The sequence below is a fragment of the Micromonospora sp. KC207 genome, from assembly GCF_004348615.1.
In the GTDB taxonomy this organism is placed as follows: domain Bacteria; phylum Actinomycetota; class Actinomycetes; order Mycobacteriales; family Micromonosporaceae; genus Micromonospora.
In genome coordinates, this window is sequence record NZ_SMKJ01000022.1 from 1 (window position 1) to 17,317 (window position 17,317).

General features: G+C 73.5%; 16 protein-coding genes. 9 read left to right on the plus strand and 7 right to left on the minus strand.

From position 1 onward, the window contains the following. The 4 genes from E1258_RS33070 to E1258_RS04795 form a co-directional block, all read left to right on the plus strand. The coding region (locus E1258_RS33070; protein WP_207919404.1) for a hypothetical protein at positions 1 to 333 on the plus strand (333 nt) is incomplete at its 5' end. Further along, positions 330 to 1,154 carry a hypothetical protein gene (locus tag E1258_RS04785; protein WP_132397182.1) on the plus strand — a complete coding sequence of 275 codons (825 nt, stop codon included), beginning with the start codon at positions 330 to 332 and terminating at the stop codon, positions 1,152 to 1,154. The genes E1258_RS33070 and E1258_RS04785, both read left to right, overlap by 4 nt. Positions 1,155 to 1,199: 45 nt before the next feature. Continuing rightward, positions 1,200 to 1,904 carry an NUDIX domain-containing protein gene (locus E1258_RS04790; RefSeq protein WP_132397184.1) on the plus strand — a complete coding sequence of 235 codons (705 nt, stop codon included), beginning with the start codon at positions 1,200 to 1,202 and terminating at the stop codon, positions 1,902 to 1,904. Positions 1,905 to 2,003: 99 nt separating this feature from the next. Further along, positions 2,004 to 3,035: a phosphatidylinositol-specific phospholipase C domain-containing protein gene (locus E1258_RS04795; protein WP_132397186.1), complete on the plus strand. Its 1,032-nt coding sequence runs from the start codon at positions 2,004 to 2,006 to the stop codon at positions 3,033 to 3,035. 51 nt (positions 3,036 to 3,086) lie between these two features. Here E1258_RS04795 and E1258_RS04800 read toward each other — a convergent pair whose 3' ends face one another. The 3 genes from E1258_RS04800 to mca all read right to left on the minus strand — a co-directional run bounded on the left by E1258_RS04800 (position 3,087) and on the right by mca (position 7,063). Continuing rightward, on the minus strand, positions 3,087 to 5,534 hold the full coding sequence (locus tag E1258_RS04800) for a putative bifunctional diguanylate cyclase/phosphodiesterase (RefSeq protein ID WP_371688569.1): 2,448 nt from the start codon (positions 5,532 to 5,534) through the stop codon (positions 3,087 to 3,089). 263 nt (positions 5,535 to 5,797) lie between these two features. Further along, positions 5,798 to 6,115 carry a hypothetical protein gene (locus E1258_RS04805; protein ID WP_007074699.1) on the minus strand — a complete coding sequence of 106 codons (318 nt, stop codon included), beginning with the start codon at positions 6,113 to 6,115 and terminating at the stop codon, positions 5,798 to 5,800. Positions 6,116 to 6,181: 66 nt separating this feature from the next. After that, entirely contained in the window at positions 6,182 to 7,063 is an 882-nt protein-coding gene (gene mca / locus E1258_RS04810; RefSeq protein ID WP_007074698.1) for a mycothiol conjugate amidase Mca, read from the minus strand. A 180-nt stretch (positions 7,064 to 7,243) separates the two neighbouring features. On the opposite strand from mca, the gene E1258_RS04815 reads away from it, so the two are divergent. Then, positions 7,244 to 7,678 carry a DUF4307 domain-containing protein gene (locus E1258_RS04815; RefSeq protein WP_132397188.1) on the plus strand — a complete coding sequence of 145 codons (435 nt, stop codon included), beginning with the start codon at positions 7,244 to 7,246 and terminating at the stop codon, positions 7,676 to 7,678. A gap of 141 nt (positions 7,679 to 7,819) precedes the next feature. Beyond that, on the plus strand, positions 7,820 to 8,320 hold the full coding sequence (gene greA, locus E1258_RS04820; RefSeq protein WP_132397190.1) for a transcription elongation factor GreA: 501 nt from the start codon (positions 7,820 to 7,822) through the stop codon (positions 8,318 to 8,320). A 91-nt stretch (positions 8,321 to 8,411) separates the two neighbouring features. Here greA and ilvA read toward each other — a convergent pair whose 3' ends face one another. The 3 genes from ilvA to E1258_RS04835 all read right to left on the minus strand — a co-directional run bounded on the left by ilvA (position 8,412) and on the right by E1258_RS04835 (position 12,290). Continuing rightward, the gene (gene ilvA, locus E1258_RS04825; RefSeq protein WP_132397192.1) at positions 8,412 to 9,632 is read right to left on the minus strand and encodes a threonine ammonia-lyase; all 1,221 of its coding nucleotides are present in this window, start codon (positions 9,630 to 9,632) and stop codon (positions 8,412 to 8,414) included. A gap of 89 nt (positions 9,633 to 9,721) precedes the next feature. Next, positions 9,722 to 11,131 (minus strand): amidase, encoded by a 1,410-nt coding sequence (locus E1258_RS04830; RefSeq protein WP_132397194.1) that lies wholly within the window; start codon positions 11,129 to 11,131, stop codon positions 9,722 to 9,724. A gap of 16 nt (positions 11,132 to 11,147) precedes the next feature. Continuing rightward, positions 11,148 to 12,290, minus strand: coding sequence for a cystathionine gamma-synthase (locus E1258_RS04835; RefSeq protein ID WP_132397196.1), 1,143 nt, complete (start codon positions 12,288 to 12,290; stop codon positions 11,148 to 11,150). Between the two features lie 33 nt (positions 12,291 to 12,323). Here E1258_RS04835 and E1258_RS04840 point away from each other — a divergent pair, with 33 nt between their 5' ends. Beyond that, complete coding sequence (locus E1258_RS04840; protein WP_132397198.1) at positions 12,324 to 12,737, plus strand: HIT family protein; 414 nt, start codon at positions 12,324 to 12,326, stop codon at positions 12,735 to 12,737. Between the two features lie 99 nt (positions 12,738 to 12,836). Next, the gene (gene msrA / locus E1258_RS04845) at positions 12,837 to 13,496 is read left to right on the plus strand and encodes a peptide-methionine (S)-S-oxide reductase MsrA (protein WP_007074691.1); all 660 of its coding nucleotides are present in this window, start codon (positions 12,837 to 12,839) and stop codon (positions 13,494 to 13,496) included. Between the two features lie 45 nt (positions 13,497 to 13,541). Here the strand turns inward: msrA and E1258_RS04850 are convergent, their stop codons facing one another. Further along, entirely contained in the window at positions 13,542 to 15,209 is a 1,668-nt protein-coding gene (locus E1258_RS04850; protein ID WP_132397200.1) for a PKD domain-containing protein, read from the minus strand. A 323-nt stretch (positions 15,210 to 15,532) separates the two neighbouring features. On the opposite strand from E1258_RS04850, the gene E1258_RS04855 reads away from it, so the two are divergent. Further along, positions 15,533 to 17,317 (plus strand): N-acetylglutaminylglutamine amidotransferase, encoded by a 1,785-nt coding sequence (locus E1258_RS04855; protein ID WP_132397202.1) that lies wholly within the window; start codon positions 15,533 to 15,535, stop codon positions 17,315 to 17,317.

Below are 17,317 nucleotides of genomic sequence, written 5' to 3' on the forward strand. Positions count from 1 at the left end.
GTCGCCACCCAGGCCCTCGAACCGGGCACCCACTCCGCGGCCCGCAGCTACCAGCAGCTACGCCGGCGCTTCAGCTCGGACGTCCGGCCCTGGCTGGCCGAGGTGCACGAGAAGACCCTCGCCGTGGAGAGCGAGGCGGTCGGGGTGGCCCAGGCGTTCTACGAGGAGATCGACAGCGACCACGAGCTGCGTGGCTGGATGACCGTCCGAGGCGTCTCAGGCCGGGCCGACCGGCACAAGGGGCACGCCGACCACCGGCTCGCGGCCCGGCACGCCGCGCTGGCCGTGGAGCGGCTCCTGCCGTACCTGCGACTGGCCGAGAACCCCCGGTGAACCGCGTTGACGACCCGCGCCCGGCCGGCTCCCGGGCGGCGGGCCTGCTGCGCCGGCTCACCGGCCGGGAGTTGGAGGCGTACCTCCTCTCCGGGACGGCGCTGGTCGTCGGCGCGCTCGGCCTGCTCAACGTGACCAGTCCGGACGTGGTCTCGGCCGCCACCCTCGCCGTCCTCGGCGTGATCACCTTCGACCTGCTGACCGGGCGGCGGCGGCTACACGCCATCGAGAACAGCCTGCGGACGGTGGTCGACAGCCTGCGGACCGAGGGGGTCGGCTCGGTGGACCGGCTCCTCAACGCCGCCGTGCCGGGCGCGGCGGTGGGGCTGGCCGGGGCGCGGGACATCCGGCTGGTCGGGGTGACCCTGAGCCGGACGATCCGCAGCCACCTGGACGAGCTACGCCAGCAGCTCGTGGCGGGCGCGACGGTGCGGGTCGCGCTCATCGACCCGGCCGGCCCGGCGCCCGAGGAGGCAGCCCGCCGCAACGGGCTGAACGCCGTGGGCGGGGGCGAGGTGTTCGAACACCGGATTCAACCCACCATCGACCTGCTGGACTACCTGGCGGCCCAGACAGCCGGAACCGGGCGGTTGGAGGTCCGGCTGCTGACCTTCGTTCCCGCCTTCGGCATGGTGATGGTCGACCCGGAGGAACCGGTGGGGCGGATCTCGATCGACATCTACTCGCACCGCCCCGACGGGCGAGAGGCGATGGTGACGTTGCGTGCCGACCGGGATCCGGTCTGGTACCGACACTTCGCCCGGGAGTTCGATCGGATCTGGGCTGAGGGCCGGGGTCGGGATGATCGAAGTCTCACCTGATCGGCGACGCCCGTCGACGCTCGTGCGGGCCGTTACCCTTCCGTTGTGTCCGACCAGCCGACCGCCTTCCGGATCGCCCTCGACCTGGCGATTCTCACGATTCGTGACGGCCAGCTGGCGGTCCTGCTGATCGAGCGCGGCAAGCCGCCCTTCGAGGGCCGGGCCGCGCTTCCGGGCGGGTTCGTCCGGGCCGGCGAGGACCTGGACGACACCGCCGTGCGGGAACTGTCCGAGGAGACCGGCCTGGAGGGCCGCACGCTGCACCTGGAGCAGGTCCGCGCGTACGCCACGCCGGGGCGGGACCCGCGTGGGCCGGTCGCCTCGGTCGCGTACCTGGCCATCGCGCCGGACCTGCCGGTGCCGGTGGCCGGCACCGACGCGGCCCGGGCCCGGTGGGAGTCGGTCGACCACGAGCGGCTGGGCCACGGCTGGCTCGCCTTCGACCACGACACCATCCTCGGCGACGCGCTCGAACGGGCCCGCGGCAAGCTGGAGTACTCCCCGTTGGCGACGGCGTTCTGCGGCGAGACGTTCAGCATCGGCGAGCTACGCGCGGTCTACGAGGCCGTCTGGCAGGTACGCCTCGACCCGCGCAACTTCCATCGCAAGGTCACCGGGGTGAACGGCTTCGTGGTGCCCACCGGCCAGCGGCGCAACCCACCCACCGGCCGCCCGGCGGCGCTGTACCGGCGCGGCGACGCCACGATGCTGTACCCGGCACTGCTGCGCCCGGGCAACGGTCGACAGTAGATTCACGCCGGCTGCCCGCAGGTTTTCCGCCATTCACGTTCACGTATTTATATCGGTGCATGCCCGGCGACGGTCGCCGGCCCGTCCGAGGAGGCACGCATGCGCCGATCCCGTCCCCTGTCCGCGCTCACCTGCGTCGCGGTGGTCGCGGCGCTGGCCGCCGCCGACCCCGCCGGGGCCGCCGTCGACCCGGGGGCCCGCGTCTCGGCGACCACCGCCGTCGGCACCCACAACGCGTACGACAAGGAGACGTACACCTACCTGGCCCAGGCCCTCGACGCCCGGCCCGGGATGATCGAGCTCGACGTCTGGCCCGACGTCGTCGCCAACCAGTGGCGGGTCAGCCACTCCAACCCACTCGGCAACAACAACAACTGCGTCGCCGCGACCAGCGCCAGCCAGCTCTACACCGGCACCCGCAACAAGAACCTCGAACACTGCCTCGACGACATCCGGATCTGGCTGGCCGCCCATTCCGACGCCGGCCCGCTGCACCTGAAGCTGGAGCTGAAGACCGGCTTCAGCGCCCGCACCGGGCAGGGGCCGGCGCAGCTCGACGCGCTGCTCGCCGCCCGGCTCGGGTCGGCCGTGTTCAGCCCCGCCGACCTCAAGGGCGGGTACGCCACTTTGGACGCCGCCGCCCGCGCCGACAGCTGGCCCACCCGCCAGCAGCTCACCGGCCAGGTGATCGTGCACCTGATCCCCGGCACCGTCGAGGAGGGCAACCCCACCGACAAGCTGTGGACCGACATCGAGTACGCCCAGCACCTCGCCGCGCTCGCCGCCGCCGGCACGCTTGGCTCGGCGCAGGCGTTCCCGGCCGTGCACCGCGCCCAGGCCGGCGACCCCCGCACCCGGTACGCCGACGCCGCCCTGCGCCCGTGGTTCGTGGTCTTCGACGGCGACGCGTCGGCGTACGTCACCGGCGGCATCAACACCGCCTGGTACGACACCAACCACTACCTGCTGGTGATGACCGGCGCGCAGAACGTCCCCCCGGCGGTGGGCGACACCGACCCCGACGCGGCGGCGGCCCGGGTGGCGGAGCTGGCGCGTAGGCACGCGAGCATCGCCTCGGCGGACTGGGCGGCGCTGCCGGGCGTCGTGGACGACGTCCTTTCGCGCGGCTGACCGGTCGACCAGCCCCGCGCCCGCTGAGCCCGGGGCTGGTCGCCGTCCTGGTCAGGAAGCGCCGTCGGCTCGCAGCGGTACGACGTTGGCCCTGGACGTGTCCAGCAGCGACCCGAGCACCGCGCCGATCTTGTCGGCCGGCATCGGCTTGAAGAAGTGGTATCCCTGGGCGGACGTGCAGCCCAGCTCCGCCAGGGCGAGCCGTTGCTCGGCGGTCTCCACGCCCTCGGCGACCACCCGCAGGCCCAACTCGTGGGCGAGCCCGACGGTCGCCCGGACGATCGCCGCAGCCTCCGGCGAGTCCGCCATCCGGATCACGAACGACCGGTCGACCTTCAGTTCGTCCACGGCGATCCGGGTGACGAACGCCAGCGACGAGAAACCGGTGCCGAAGTCGTCCACGGCGAGCTGCACGCCCATCGACCGCAGGGTGGCCAGCACCTCGTCGATGACCTCCAGCTCGCTCATCACCACCGTCTCGGTGATCTCCAGCACCAGCCGGTGCGGGGGCACCTGGTGGCGGCGCAGCGCCTCGCCGATCTCGGCCGGCAGCCGGGGGTCGAGCAGGCTGCGGGCGGAGAGGTTCACCGAGATCGGCACGTCCAGGCCCGCACGGGCCCACTCGGCGGCCACGGTGAGTGCCTTGTCCAGCACGTACCGGGTGAAGGTGCCGAGCTGTTCGCTGTTCTCCACCGGGCGGATGAAGTCGCCGGGGCCGAGCCAGCCCCGGCGCGGGTGCCGCCAGCGAATCAGCGCCTCCACCCCGGTCGGCGCACCGGTGGCGAGGTCCACCGCCGGCTGAAGGGCCAGCACGAGCTGGTCGTCGGCGGCGAGGGCCTCCCGCAGCTCCGCGAGCAACGCGAGCTGGTCGGTGCTCGCGGCGTCCTTGGAGCTGTCGTACGCGGCGACGTTGCCGCCGCCCTCCTTCGCCTGGTACATCGCGATGTCGGCCCGGCGCAGCAGCTCCGTCAGGTCGGCGGTGCCGGCGTCGGCCACCACCACCCCGACGGAGACCTCGACGGACATCCGTACCCCGGCGACCTCGGTGGGCGCGGCGAGCCGCTCGGCGATCTCCCGGGCCTGGCGCAGCGCGTACGCCATGGGGGCGGTCCGGCCACCGATCACCGGGACCGACGTCAGCAGCAGGGCGAACTCGTCGCCGCCGAGGCGGCCGAGCAGGTCCCCGGAGCGGGTCAGCGCGCCGAGCCGGTTGGCGGTCAGCCGCAGTAGCTGGTCGCCGGCGGCGTGGCCGAGGGTGTCGTTGACCTCCTTGAACTGGTCGATGTCGAGCAGCAGCAGGGCGACGGGGTGGTCGTGCGCGCGTTGCCGCAGCGCCTGGTCGCCCTTGCCGAGCATGGCGGCCCGGTTGAGCAGGCCGGTCAGCGGGTCGTGCACCGCCTCGTACGAGGAACGGGCGGTGACCAGGCGCAGCTCGCGGTGGGTGGCGGCGTCGTGCAGGGCGGCGGCGAGGGCGTCGGAGAACGCGGCCACGGCGTCCTGCTCGCGGGCGTTGGGTGGTGCCGAGCGGGAGAAACGGACGCGCAGCTCCCCGACCCGGGTGGACCCGACGGCCAGCGGCCGGACCAGCTCGTGCGGGCCGGCGGCGGAACCGCTGGGCGGCTCGGTCTCCCGGTCGATCAACTGGCCACCGCTGTCGCCCCGGTAGCGCCGCCACCGGCCGTCGCCCCGCGCCACGTCCACGTCGACCGCCTCGGCGCCGAAGAGGGTCAGCGCGCCGGTGACCGCCGCGGTGGCGACGCCCCGCTCGTCGAGCTGGTTGAGCGCGGCGGTGGCCTCGGCGAAGGCCCGCCAGGTGCGCCGCTCCTGATCGGCCTGGAGCCGGTGCCGGTAGGTCTGCTGGAGCAGCCAGAGCACGGGCGGGAGCGCCAACAGCCAGCGGGTGTCGAGTTCCAGCAGCGCCACGGCGGACAGGCCGACGGCCACGTTCCCGACGAACATGAGCAGCTTCCCGCGGAGCGCGGCGAGCAGCGGCGGGCGCATCGGCACGCCGTGCCGCAGCGCGACGGCGATCCCACCCAGCCAGGCGGTGGCGAGCAGGTACGTCACCGAGCCGGCGGCCAGCGCCAGCGCCAGCTCCGGAGTGGGGGTCGCGAGCAGGGGGGTGCCGAGGGCGGTGGTGACCGCGACGGCGAGGGCGGTGGCGGCGCTCAGCGAGGCCGCGATGCGGACGGTCTCCAGCGGCGGCTGGCGGTCGGCGGCCAGGGAGAGCAGCGCCCAGGCCGCCCCGGCGCCGACCAGCGTGGCGGCCGGAAGCCACCCGGCGGGGACCAGGTGCAGGCACACGACGAGGGCCGCCTCGCCCCAGGTGGTGCTGACCATTCCGGAGGCGGTGCGGAACCGCAGCCGGGCCAACTGGGCGACCGCGACGACGGCGACGCCGATGCCGAACCGGGCGAGCGCCGGGAGCGGGTCGTCGGGCGGCAGGTGGGTGGGGAGGGTGAGGCCGATCACGGCGGCCACGAGCGCGGTCAGCGCCACGGCGACGGTCAGCACGAGGACTCGGTGCGGAGTGCCACGCGACGCTGACCGATCGAGCGGATCGCCGGCCTCCACGGAGGTCACCGACCTCCCCCGTCCGCCGGTCGCCGCACCGCACAACGGGCAGCCGTCGCTGACCCGGTCATCGGTGCCCCCCTCCCGCGCGCGGCCTGGGGACTTTTGGCCCCCCGGCGGAAGGCTAAGCCAAAGCCGGGGAGCGCAACAGGGGGCGACGACCGGCTTCGGCGTGAATCACGCCCCGATTACCCGTTCCCATGCTGCTCAGGGCCCTTGGGCGTGGTCGATCGTGAGTCCTGCCCCAAGGTCCCGTCTGTCGGATCGACGACTGTGGCCTCCGCCCGGCCCGCGTCGGCTACCCCCGCCCCGCCCGGAACGGCGCGCTCGCCGGGCGCGGGGAAGTGGTCGGGGAGCCGACGCAGCCGGGAGTTCATGTTGCGAATGAGGAGCACGGTGGCGGTGGCCAGCAGCACGATGAGGAAGAGGCCCATCGGACCGGCCAGGCCACCCGTGCGGGTGTCACCGAAGTTGTTCTGCGCGAGCACCTGGGCAGCGGTCAGCATGGCGTTCCTCCGGATCGTGGCAGGACCCCAGGGTAGCCCGGCGTCGGACCAGCGGGCACGGCCGGATCAGCAGGCACGGGCCGTCTCGCGGACCCCGGCGAAGAGGTCGGACTCGGGCAGCGGGCTGTCCACCACCGAGCGGGCGAGCTGGAAGTCCTCCGTCGGCCAGGCCTGCCGCTGGAGCTCCATCGGCACATGGAACCAGAAGCCGTCCGGGTCGATCTGGGTGGCGTGGGCGCGCAGCGCGTCGTCCCGGACCGGGAAGTAGTCCGCGCACTCGACGCGGGTGGTGATCCTGGGGCCCTTGTCGGGACGGTCGTCCCAGCGCTTGAGCCACTCCTCGTACGGCGAGGCGAGGCCGGCGGCGAGCATGCCCTCGTGCAGCGCCAGGATCTTGCCCTTGGAGAAGCCCACGTCGTAGTAGAGCTTGAGCGGCTGCCAGGGCTCGCCGAGGTCGGGGTACCGCTCCGGGTCACCGGCGGCGTCGAACGCGGCGACGCTGATCTTGTGGGTCATGATGTGGTCGGGGTGCGGGTAGCCGCCCTCCTCGTCGTACGTGGTGATCACGTGCGGGCGGAACTGCCGGATCAACCGGACCAGCGGGCCGGCGGCGACCTCGACGTCCTGGAGGGCGAAACACCCCTCGGGCAGTGGCGGCAGCGGGTCGCCCTCGGGCAGCCCGGAGTCGACGAAGCCCAGCCATGCCTGCTCGACGCCGAGAATGGCGCGGGCGGCGTCCATCTCCGCGCGGCGGATCTCGGCGATGTTGGCCCACACGTCCGGGCGGTCCATCTTCGGGTTGAGCACGCTGCCGCGCTCACCGCCGGTACATGTCACGACCAGCACGTCGACCCCCTCGGCGACGTACTTGGCCATGGTCGCGGCACCCTTGCTCGACTCGTCGTCGGGGTGCGCGTGGACGGCCATGAGACGCAGCTGCTCTGCCACTTGCGGCGCTCCTCGTCTGTGCCCACCGGCGCTGCCTGCCGGCGTCGCCCGCCGACCTGTCATCCTTACCTCAGCGAAGGTGACTGAGGGACTTGTCCACAAGCCAACGCCGGGCTGGGAAGATTGGACTCTGCCATTCTTGCCGATGGGGCCGACAACAATGCCAGGAGAAAGCCGCCGGTGACCGAGACGCACGCCACACTCACCTCCGGCGCGCCCGCGTTCCCGCCGGGCCGCTACGGCCGGCGTCGCGAGCCGGCGCGGCGCCCGCCGGCACTGGTCGCGCTGCTCGCCGCCGCTGCGGTGGTGGCGCTCGGGCTGGCCGCGTTCAGCATGTACGGCAAGTACGGCGACCCCGACTACGACGCCCAGGTGATCACGTACACGGACATCACCGACTCTCAGGTGGTGGTCGACTTCCGGGTGACGGTGCCGGCGGGCGGTTCGGCGACCTGTGTGCTGCGGGCCCGCTCGCACGACGGGGCCGAGGTGGCCCGCGAGGAGGTGACCGTGACCGCCCGGCCGGGCGGGTCCCAGGCCGCCGCCCGGCACCGGCTGGCCACCACCGCCCGGCCTTTCATCGGTGAGGTGGTGCGCTGCCGCCCAGCCGGCTGAGCTGCTGAGACACCATCCCGTCACGCGCACCGCAGGTCCCGTCGCCAGCACCTGCGGTGATCGTATGCACCCGGACGGGCACCACACTGGTAACTTGGTGGTTCACCCGTCAGCCAGTCCGCACAACCGAGGAGATCGCCTGTGTCCAACAACGGAAACGAGGCGCCCGCCACCTGGCTGTCCCAGGACGCTCACGACCGCCTCCAGGCTGAGCTCGACGAGCTGATCGCCAACCGGCCGGCTATCGCGGCCGAGATCAACGCGCGGCGCGAGGAGGGCGACCTCAGGGAGAACGGTGGCTACCACGCCGCCCGCGAGGAGCAGGGCAAGCAGGAGGGGCGGATTCTCTACTTGAAGGAGCTGCTCCGCACCGCCAAGGTCGGCGAGGCGCCGAGCGCCGACACGGTCTCCCCCGGCATGGTCGTCACGATCTACTTCGACGACGACACCGACGACACCGAAACCTTCCTGCTCGGTTCGCGGGAGATCTCCTCCACTACGGAGCTGACCGTCTACAGCCCCGAGTCGGCGCTGGGCAAGTCGATCCTGGGCACCCGGCCCGGGCAGACCGTGACCTACACCGCGCCGAGCGGCGCGGACATCAAGGTGACGGTGGTCAGGTTCGAGCCGTTCACCGGCTGACCCGTCGGGCCGGCCGCCGGCCCGACCCCAACGTGTCGGCAGGTGCCCCCTGTACGACGGAACGTGTTGACGAGGGGCCCTTCCTCACGCCTCAGCGGTCGGCGGCGAAGACCACCTGGTAGCCGCTGGCGCGCAGGGCGCTGATCAGCGTGTCGGAGTGCTCGACGCCGCGGGTCTCCACCGACAGCGCCACCTCCACCTCGCCGAGCCGCAGGTGCGGATTGGCCCGCTGGTGCTCCACGTCGACCACGTTCGCCCGGTGCTCGGCGATCTCGCTGAGCAGCGAGGCGAGCTGACCCGGGCGGTCCGAGCAGCGCACGGTCACCCGCAGGTAGCGCCCGGCTGCCGCGAGCCCGTGCTCGATCACCCGCAGCATCAGCAGCGGGTCGATGTTGCCGCCGGAGAGCACGGCCACCACCGGCGTCTCGACCCGCACCGCACCGGCCAGCAGCGCCGCCACCCCCACCGCGCCGGCCGGCTCGACCACCTGCTTGCCCCGCTCCAGCAGCATCAGCAGCGCCCGGGAGATGTCCTCCTCGGTGACCGTGACGATCTCGTCGACGAGCTTGCGGACGTGGCTGAAGGTGATCTCCCCCGGGCGGCCCACCGCGATGCCGTCGGCGATGGTGCTGAACGCCGACAGCCGCACCGGCTCGCCGGCCGCCAGCGAGGGCGGGTACGCCGCCGCGCCCGCCGCCTGCACCCCGACCAGCCGCACGTCGGGCCGCAGCGCCTTCGCCGCCACCGCTATGCCGGAGATCAGGCCGCCCCCGCCGACCCCGGCGACGATCGTCTTCACGTCCGGGCACTGTTCCAGGATCTCCAGCGCCACGGTGCCCTGCCCGGCGATCACGTCCGGATGGTCGAACGGATGGATGAGGACCGCCCCGGTCCGCTCGGCGAAGGACTGCGCCGCCACCAGCGACTCGTCGACGGTGCTGCCAGCCAACTCGACCTGCGCGCCGTACCCCTTGGTGGCGGCGACCTTCGGCAGCGGCGCGTTCACCGGCATGAACACGGTGGCGTGCGTGCCGACCAGCCCGGCCGCCAGCGCCACCCCCTGGGCGTGGTTGCCGGCGCTCGCGGCCACCACCCCCCGGTCGCGCTCCGCCGCCGACAGCCGGGAGATCCGCACGTACGCCCCGCGCACCTTGTACGAGCCGGCGCGCTGCACGTTCTCGCACTTGAGCCAGACCGGCCCGCCGAGCGCGGCGCTCAGCGGGCGGGAGGGCTCCAGCGGGGTGGTGCGGGTGACGCCGGCGAGCAGTTCCCGCGCGGCGCGTACCTCGGCGAGGCCGATCAGTTCCGTCATACCCCGATCGTGCCACCCACCGGTCCCGCCACCGGCGGCGACACTGGCCGCTACCTGCGGCTACGGGTTGACAACGCCGCGCTGGTCGGTCAGGTGGAGGCCGGTGACCCCGTGCCGACCCGGGGGTAGCCGGGGGCGTGCCGGGCCCAGGGGGCCTGCATCTCGAACTGGCCGGCGACACCGAGCAGCAGCAGCTCCGAGCCGGGCGGGCCGACGAGTTGCACCGCCACCGGCAGCCCGTCGGGGCGGCGACCCACGGGCACCACGATCGCGGGCAGGCCGGCGATGTTCCACGGGGCGGCGTACGGGGCGTACCGGATGCTGGCCCTCATGTTCGCCGACCAGGACCGGTCGGACCAGCCGGCGGCTTCCGGTGGCGGCCCCGCCAGGGCCGGGGTGAGCAGCAGGTCGACCGAGTGGTCGGCGAAGAAGCCGATGGACCGCTCGCGCCAGGCGGCCCGGTCGGACTCGCGCACGTACCCCCGGCGCTGCGCCCACTCGCCCAGCGCGACGTGTCGGCGGCTGCGCCGCTGGAGGCCGCGCGGGTCGAGCCCGGCGGCCCGCACGTCGGCGGCGGCAGCGGCGAACCAGGTGGCGAGGCCGGCCAGGCCGAGGCGGGTCGGGTAGACCGGGTCGGCGGGGATGGTGTCGTGACCGGCGGCGGCGAGCAGCCGGCCGGCGGCGGCGACCGCGTCCCGGTTCGGCGCGTCCGGCGCGACGCCGCGCACCGGGGAACGCAGCGAGACGCCGACCCGCAGCCGCTGCGGCGGCACCAGCTTCTCCTGCGGGCGGCCGGCGAGCACCTGGAAGCCGACGGCCGCGTCGGCGACCGTGGACGTCAGCATGCCGTGCTCGGTGAGGCCGAACCAGTCGTCGGCGCCGAGCTGGCGCGGCACCACACCCCGGCCCGGCTTGAGCCCGACCAGCCCGCAGCACGCCGCCGGGATGCGGATCGAGCCGAGGCCGTCGTTGCCGTGCGCCATGGGCACCAGCCCGGCGGCCACCGCCGCCGCCGCGCCGCCGGACGAGCCGCCGGGGGTGCGCCGGGGGTCCCACGGGTTGCGGGTGACCGCGCTCGCGTCGTCGGTGAGCGCCCACAGGCCCAGCTCGGGCATCCGGGTCACCCCGAGGATCACGGCGCCCGCGCCGCGCAGCCGCCGGACCACCTCGTGGTCGGCCTCGGCGACGGCGGTGCGCACCGCCGCCGAGCCGTGCCAGGTGGGCAGGCCGGCGACGGCCGTGTTCTCCTTGACCGCGACCGGCACCCCGGCCAGCGGCAGGTTGGCCAGGTCCTCCTGCTCGTCGACCTTCTCCGCCTCGGTGATCGCCTCCCCGCCGCGCACCGTGCGGAACGCGGCGAGGTCGGCGTCGGCCCGGGCGATGTGGTCGAGGTGATCGGCCACGACCTGGGTGGCGGAGACGTCACCCCGGCGTACGCCGCGGGCGATCTGTTTCGCGGTCGCCCCCACCCAGGTCGGCATGATGTCCTGCACGGCCACCCTCCCCCGCCAGCGGTCAGCCCAGCGCCTGCTCCAGATCGGCGAGCAGGTCGTCGACCGTCTCGATGCCGACAGACAGTCGCACGAGATCGCCGGGAACTTCAAGCGGCGAGCCGGCGGCACTTGCGTGTGTCATCCGGCCCGGGTGCTCGATCAGGGATTCCACCCCGCCGAGGGACTCGGCGAGCACGAACAGCTTGGCCCGGTTGCAGATCTGCACGGCGTGCTCCTCCCCGCCGGCCGCCCGGAAGGAGATCATGCCCCCGAAGCGGCGCATCTGCTTGGCGGCGACCTCGTGTCCGGGGTGCGACGGCAGGCCCGGGTAGATCACCTGGCCGACCCTGGGGTGCCCGTCCAGGTACGTGGCGATCCGCTCGGCGTTGTCGCAGTGCCGGTCCATCCGTACGCCGAGGGTCTTGATGCCGCGCAGGGTCAGCCAGGCGTCGAACGGGCCGTTGACCGCGCCCATCGCGTTCTGGTGGTAGCGCAGCTCCTCGCCGAGGCCCCGGTCGGCGGTGACCAGCGCGCCGCCGACGACGTCGGAGTGCCCGCCGACGTACTTGGTGGTGGAGTGCACCACCACGTCCGCGCCGTGCGCGATCGGCTGTTGCAGGTACGGCGAGGCGAAGGTGTTGTCCACCACCAGCAGCGCGCCGGCGTCGTGGGCCACGGCGGCCAGGGCGGCGATGTCGGCGATGCCGAGCAGCGGGTTCGTCGGCGTCTCCAGCCACACGATCCGCGTGACACCGGGGCGGATCGCGGCCCGCACGGCGTCGGCGTCGGAGACCTTCGCCGGCGTGTACGCCAGCCCCCACCGCTGCGCGACCTTAGCGAACAGCCGGTACGTGCCGCCGTAAGCGTCGTCCGGGATCACCACATGGTCGCCCGGCTTGCAGACGGCACGCAGCAGGGTGTCCTCGGCGGCCAGCCCGCTGGCGAAGGCCAGCCCGACGGGGCCGCCCTCCAGCGCGGCGAGGCACTCCTGGAGCGCGTCGCGGGTGGGATTGCCGGATCGGCTGTACTCGTAGCCCTGCCGGGGAGCGCCGACGGCGTCCTGGGCGTAGGTGCTGGTCTGGTAGATCGGTGGGATCACCGCGCCGGTGCGGGCCTCCGGGTCCTGGCCGGCGTGGATCGCGAGCGTCTCGAAGCCGTGGTTCATTACCGAGACGTTAGCGGGACTACCCTGCGACGGATGGGTGGGTGCGTGTTCTGCGCGATCGTGGCCGGCCACGTTCCGGCGTTCCGGGTCGCCGACACCCCGCAGGGGGTGGCGTTCCTCGACACCCGGCCGGTGTTCCGGGGGCACGTGCTGGTGGTGCCGCGTGCCCACCTGGTCGCCCTGGCCGACCTGCCGGCGGGCGACCTGCCCGGCTACTTCGGGCTGGTCCAGCGGCTCTCCGTGGCCGTCGAGACGGGCCTGGGGGCCGGCGGCACGTTCGTGGCGGTGAACAACAAGGTGTCCCAGTCGGTGCCGCACCTGCACACCCACGTGGTGCCGAGAACGAAGGGCGACGGCCTGCGCGGGTTCTTCTGGCCCCGCACCCGCTACGCCGACGACGCCGAGGCCCGGTCGTACGCCGAACGGGTGGCGGCGGCGCTGGCCTGACGCCCTTCCGGCCCGACCCGGGTAACCGACGTCGGGGCGGGTAAGGAACCGGGGCCCGGCGGCGTTGCACGCGGGGAGAGGTACGAGAGGAGTTCCACCGTGTTCCTTCGCCGCATGTCCGCCGAACTGCCCACCCCCGACCGGGCCCTGCCCGGCCGCCCGATCGCGATGCCGATCGGCGACCGCCACGAGGTTCTCGGCTCCTCGCTGAAGGGGCCGTTCCCGGCGGGCGCGCAGGTCGCCGTCTTCGGGATGGGCTGTTTCTGGGGTGCCGAGCGGCTGTTCTGGACCCTGCCCGGCGTGCTCACCACCTCCGTCGGTTACGCGGGCGGGATCACCCCGAACCCGACGTACGAGGAGGTCTGCTCGGGCATGACCGGGCACACCGAGGTGGTCCAGGTCGTCTACGACCCCACGGTGATCAGCTACGAGGACCTGCTGAAGGTCTTCTGGGAGAACCACGACCCGACCCAGGGCATGCGCCAGGGCAACGACGTGGGCACCCAGTACCGGTCGGCGATCTACGCCAGCACCGACGAGCAGCTCGCCACCGCCACCGCGTCCCGGGACGCGTTCGCGCCGATCGTGGCGCGGGCCGGCAAGGGTGAGATCACCACGGAGATCGACCGCCTCGGCGACTACTACTTCGCCGAGGACTATCACCAGCAGTACCTGGCGCCGACGAAGAACCCGAACGGGTACTGCAACCACGGGCCGAACGGGCTGAGCTGCCCGGTCGGCGTGGCCCGCACCGCCTGACCACGACACCGGGGCCGGCGGCACCTGCCGCCGGCCCGCACCGCGTCAGCGCGGGCGGAGCACGACCGTCCAGGTGGTCGTGGTGGTGCTGGCCGCCGCAGCGGTCGCGCTCAATCCGCCGTACGCGCCGGTCGGCACCGAGCCGCCCGAGTCGGCGAGCAGCCCGGTGACCCGGCCGCCGCCGGTCTGCGAGCTGTTGCTGCGCACCTGCACCCCGGGCGGCGGCGTCAGCGCGGTCGACGTCGAGTCGCCGTGCAGCCAGTACGACACGCCCCAGCCACGCGCGGAGGTCACCGGGGCGTTCGGGGTGACCCGGACGGCGGAGCTGGCCGGGTCGGTGGCGCGGGCGTGGGCGGCCACCGGGGCAGCCGGATCGGTGCCCCGGTACGCGGCGACGACGAGGTTCCCCTTCGACTGCGCGCCGAGGGTGACCCGTAGGGTCGTCCCGGCGTCGCCGTCCGCGGCGACCTTCCACCAGGCCGTGGTGGTGGCGTTGCCCCCGTCGAGGCGGTCCAGCCGCGTCCAGCCGGTCACCCCGGTCGGCTCGCCGGTGGCGGCGTGGGTGTTCTGGCTGAGGAACAGCAGCAGGGTGTCTCCCGGCTGGACGCCGGCGGGCACGGCGACGGAGTGGGTGGTGACGTTCGCGTTGCCGGTGGCCTGCCCGACGTACGAGATCAGCTCGGGCAGGGGCGCGACGGTGACGTCCCGGGTGGCGGTGCCGGTGGCGCCCCGGTCGTCGGTGACGGTGACCGCGACCCGGTAGGTGCCGGCCTGCGCGTACGTGTGGGTCGTGGTGGGGACGCTGGCGGTGTCGGCGCTCGCGCCGTCGCCGAAGTCCCAGGCGTGGTCCTGGACCGCACCGTCGCCGTCGGTGGAGCCGGCCGCCGAGTACGTGCACACCAGCCCGGAGCAGGACGCCGCGAGGTCGGCCGTCGGCGGGGTGTTGGCGGTGCCGCCGGAGCCCTTGACCAGCCGGATCCAGTCGATGTCCCCGGCGAAGTAGTCGCAGGTGACGTCCACCCCGTCGCAGGAGCTCTTGCCGCCGACGGAGAACTGCCAGTTGTTGGCGATGGTCCCGGTGGGGCCGGTGAGCCGGCTGGTTCGGACGCCGTCGACGTACATCTCGACGTACGTGGCGGTGCGGTTGCAGGTCACCGTGTGCCACCGCCCGTCGGCGATCGACGTGCCCGTGTAGCCGGTGCGCGTCGACCCGTCGCCGCCGCGGAACATGCACCGGGGCTTGCCGGCGGGGGCCTCGAACTTCCAGTAGCCGCCGGCCGTTCCGCCCTGCCCCTTCTGCATGATGTTGCCGAAGGAGTGCGTGGTCCGGTACCGGATCGAGAACGAGAAGTCCCCGCCCTCGGGATTGAGGTCGTTGCTCGCCGGCACCAGGTCGACGTGCCCCGGCACGTACTTTCTGTCGACGGGGTTGTGGTAGGCGAAGCGGTGGGCGGTGGCGCCGTCGTAGCGCGTCCCGGTCGCCACCTCGGCGCCGACGCTGCCGTGCCGGCCGTTGCCGCTGCTGTCGGTGAGCACGGTGGCGCCCGCCGGCTCGTCCATGCTCCAGAAGGCCACGGTCCGGGTGGCGACCGCCTGCGCCGGGGTGACCCCGGCCAGCACCCCGGCCGCCGCGAGCGCCGCCGTCAGCGCCAGCCGGCCGAGCGTCCGCCCGCCTCGTTTGGGCCACACGCCTCGTCGTCGCGTCGCGCGCATGGTCATCGCCTCCTCGCGGGCCCGCCTCACACCCTGGCACGGCGACGATCGGCGCTGAATGATCCGTCCGGGGGAGTCGGGGTGGCCAGCGGCGGGAGGGACGAGGCCGTCCGGCCAGGTACGGTCGACGGTGGGTGCAGCACCGCATCGGTGCGGGCTTTCTCACACCCGGCCGAACGGGCAAGGCGAGCAGCCTGCCGGGCACAAACGCCCACGGCGGCGGCGTGTCCGGGACGGGCAGGCGCGCATTTTAGCAAGCACGTAACCCGGCCGACATCGTCTCAGCAGGCGAACCGCGACCACCTCTGGCAGCATTGCCTGGCATGTGCGGACTGGCTGGGGAGTTCCGCCGTGACGGCTCGCGGGCCGATGTCGCGGCGGTGGAACGCATGGCGGCCACGATGAGCGACCGGGGCCCGGACGACAGCGGCGTGTGGTCCCAGGGGGCGACCGCGCTCGGCCACCGCCGGCTGAAGATCATCGACCTGTCGGCGGCCAGCGGGCAACCGTTGGTCGACCCGGCGTCAGGGCTGACCGGGGTCTTCAACGGCTGCGTCTACAACTACCGGGAGCTGCGCGAGGAGCTTCAGGCCCGGGGGCACAGCTTCTTTTCCTCCGGCGACAGCGAGGTGGTCGTCAAGGCGTACGCCGAGTGGGGGCTCGACTTCGTGGACCACCTGGTCGGGATGTTCGCCGTGGCGATCAGCGAGCGGGACACCGGCCGCCTCGTGCTGGCCCGCGACCGGCTCGGCGTCAAGCCGCTGTACGTGGCCGAGACGCCGGGGGTGGTGCGCTTCGCCAGCACACTGCCGGCGCTGCTGGCCGGCGGCGGGATCGACACCGCCATCGACCCGGTGGCGCTGGCCCACTACCTGAGCTTCCACAGCATCGTGCCGCCGCCGCGCACCATCCTGCGCGGGGTCGCCAAGCTCCCGCCGGCCACCGTCCGGGTGTACGAGGCGGACGGCACCTGCCGCGAGCGGGTCTACTGGGACCCGGCGTTCACCCGGCGCGAGGAGCGGTCCGGCTGGTCCGCCCGCGACTGGGAGGACGCCCTGCTGGAGTCGCTGACCACGGCGGTGCGCCGCCGGATGGTCGCCGACGTCCCGGTCGGCGTGCTGCTCTCCGGCGGGCTGGACTCCAGCCTGGTCGTCGCCCTGCTCGCCGAGCAGGGGCAGCGCGGCCTGTCCACGTTCTCCATCGGCTTCGACGCCGTCGGCGGCCGGTCCGGCGACGAGTTCGTCTACTCCGACCTGGTGGCGAAGACGTTCGACACCGACCACCACCAGATCCGGGTGGCCGCCCGGGACCTGCTGCCCCCGCTGGAGGCGGCGGTGGCGGCGATGAGCGAGCCGATGGTCAGCCACGACTGCGTGGCGTTCTGGCTGCTCAGCCAGGAGGTGTCGAAGCACGTCAAGGTGGTCCAGTCCGGCCAGGGCGCGGACGAGATCCTGGGCGGCTACCACTGGTACCCGCCGCTGGCCGGCGTCGACCGGGAGCGGGCCGTCGAGACGTACGCGAGGGCCTTCTTCGACCGAAACGCGGCCGGCCTGGCCCGGGTCCTCGACCCGGCGTGGCTGGCCGACGGCGATGCGGCGCGGGAGTTCGTGGCCGCCCACCTGGCCCGGCCCGGCGCGCACACCGCCGTCGACGCCGGCCTGCGCATCGACACCCAGATCATGCTGACCGACGACCCGGTGAAGCGGGTCGACAACATGACCATGGCGCACGGGCTGGAGGCCCGGGTGCCGTTCCTCGACCACGAGTTCGTGGAGCTCGCCGCGACCTGCCCGCCGGAGCTGAAACTGGCCCAGGGCGGCAAGGGCGTGCTGAAGGAGATCGGCCGCCGGGTCCTGCCGCACCAGGTCATCGACCGGCCGAAGGGCTACTTCCCCGTGCCGGGCCTCACCCACCTCGAGGGCAAGCTCCTCGACCGGGTACGCGACGCGCTGCACGCGCCGGCGGCCCGCCGCCGCAACCTGTTCCGCACCGAGTACGTCGACGCGCTGCTGGCCGACCCGAACGCCGAACTCACCCCGTTGAACGGAAACAAGCTGTGGCAGCTGGGACTCCTGGAAATGTGGCTCCAGAGCCACGGAATCGACTGA

Coding starts and splice junctions, on each gene's coding strand:
- E1258_RS04795 (WP_132397186.1), top strand. CDS start 2,004: ATGCGCCGATCCCGTCCCCTGTCCGCGCTCACCTGCGTCGCGGTGGTC.
- E1258_RS04805 (WP_007074699.1), bottom strand. CDS start 6,115: ATGCTGACCGCTGCCCAGGTGCTCGCGCAGAACAACTTCGGTGACACC.
- ilvA (WP_132397192.1), bottom strand. CDS start 9,632: ATGACGGAACTGATCGGCCTCGCCGAGGTACGCGCCGCGCGGGAACTG.
- E1258_RS04835 (WP_132397196.1), bottom strand. CDS start 12,290: ATGAACCACGGCTTCGAGACGCTCGCGATCCACGCCGGCCAGGACCCG.
- E1258_RS04840 (WP_132397198.1), top strand. CDS start 12,324: ATGGGTGGGTGCGTGTTCTGCGCGATCGTGGCCGGCCACGTTCCGGCG.
- E1258_RS04850 (WP_132397200.1), bottom strand. CDS start 15,209: ATGCGCGCGACGCGACGACGAGGCGTGTGGCCCAAACGAGGCGGGCGG.
- E1258_RS04855 (WP_132397202.1), top strand. CDS start 15,533: ATGTGCGGACTGGCTGGGGAGTTCCGCCGTGACGGCTCGCGGGCCGAT.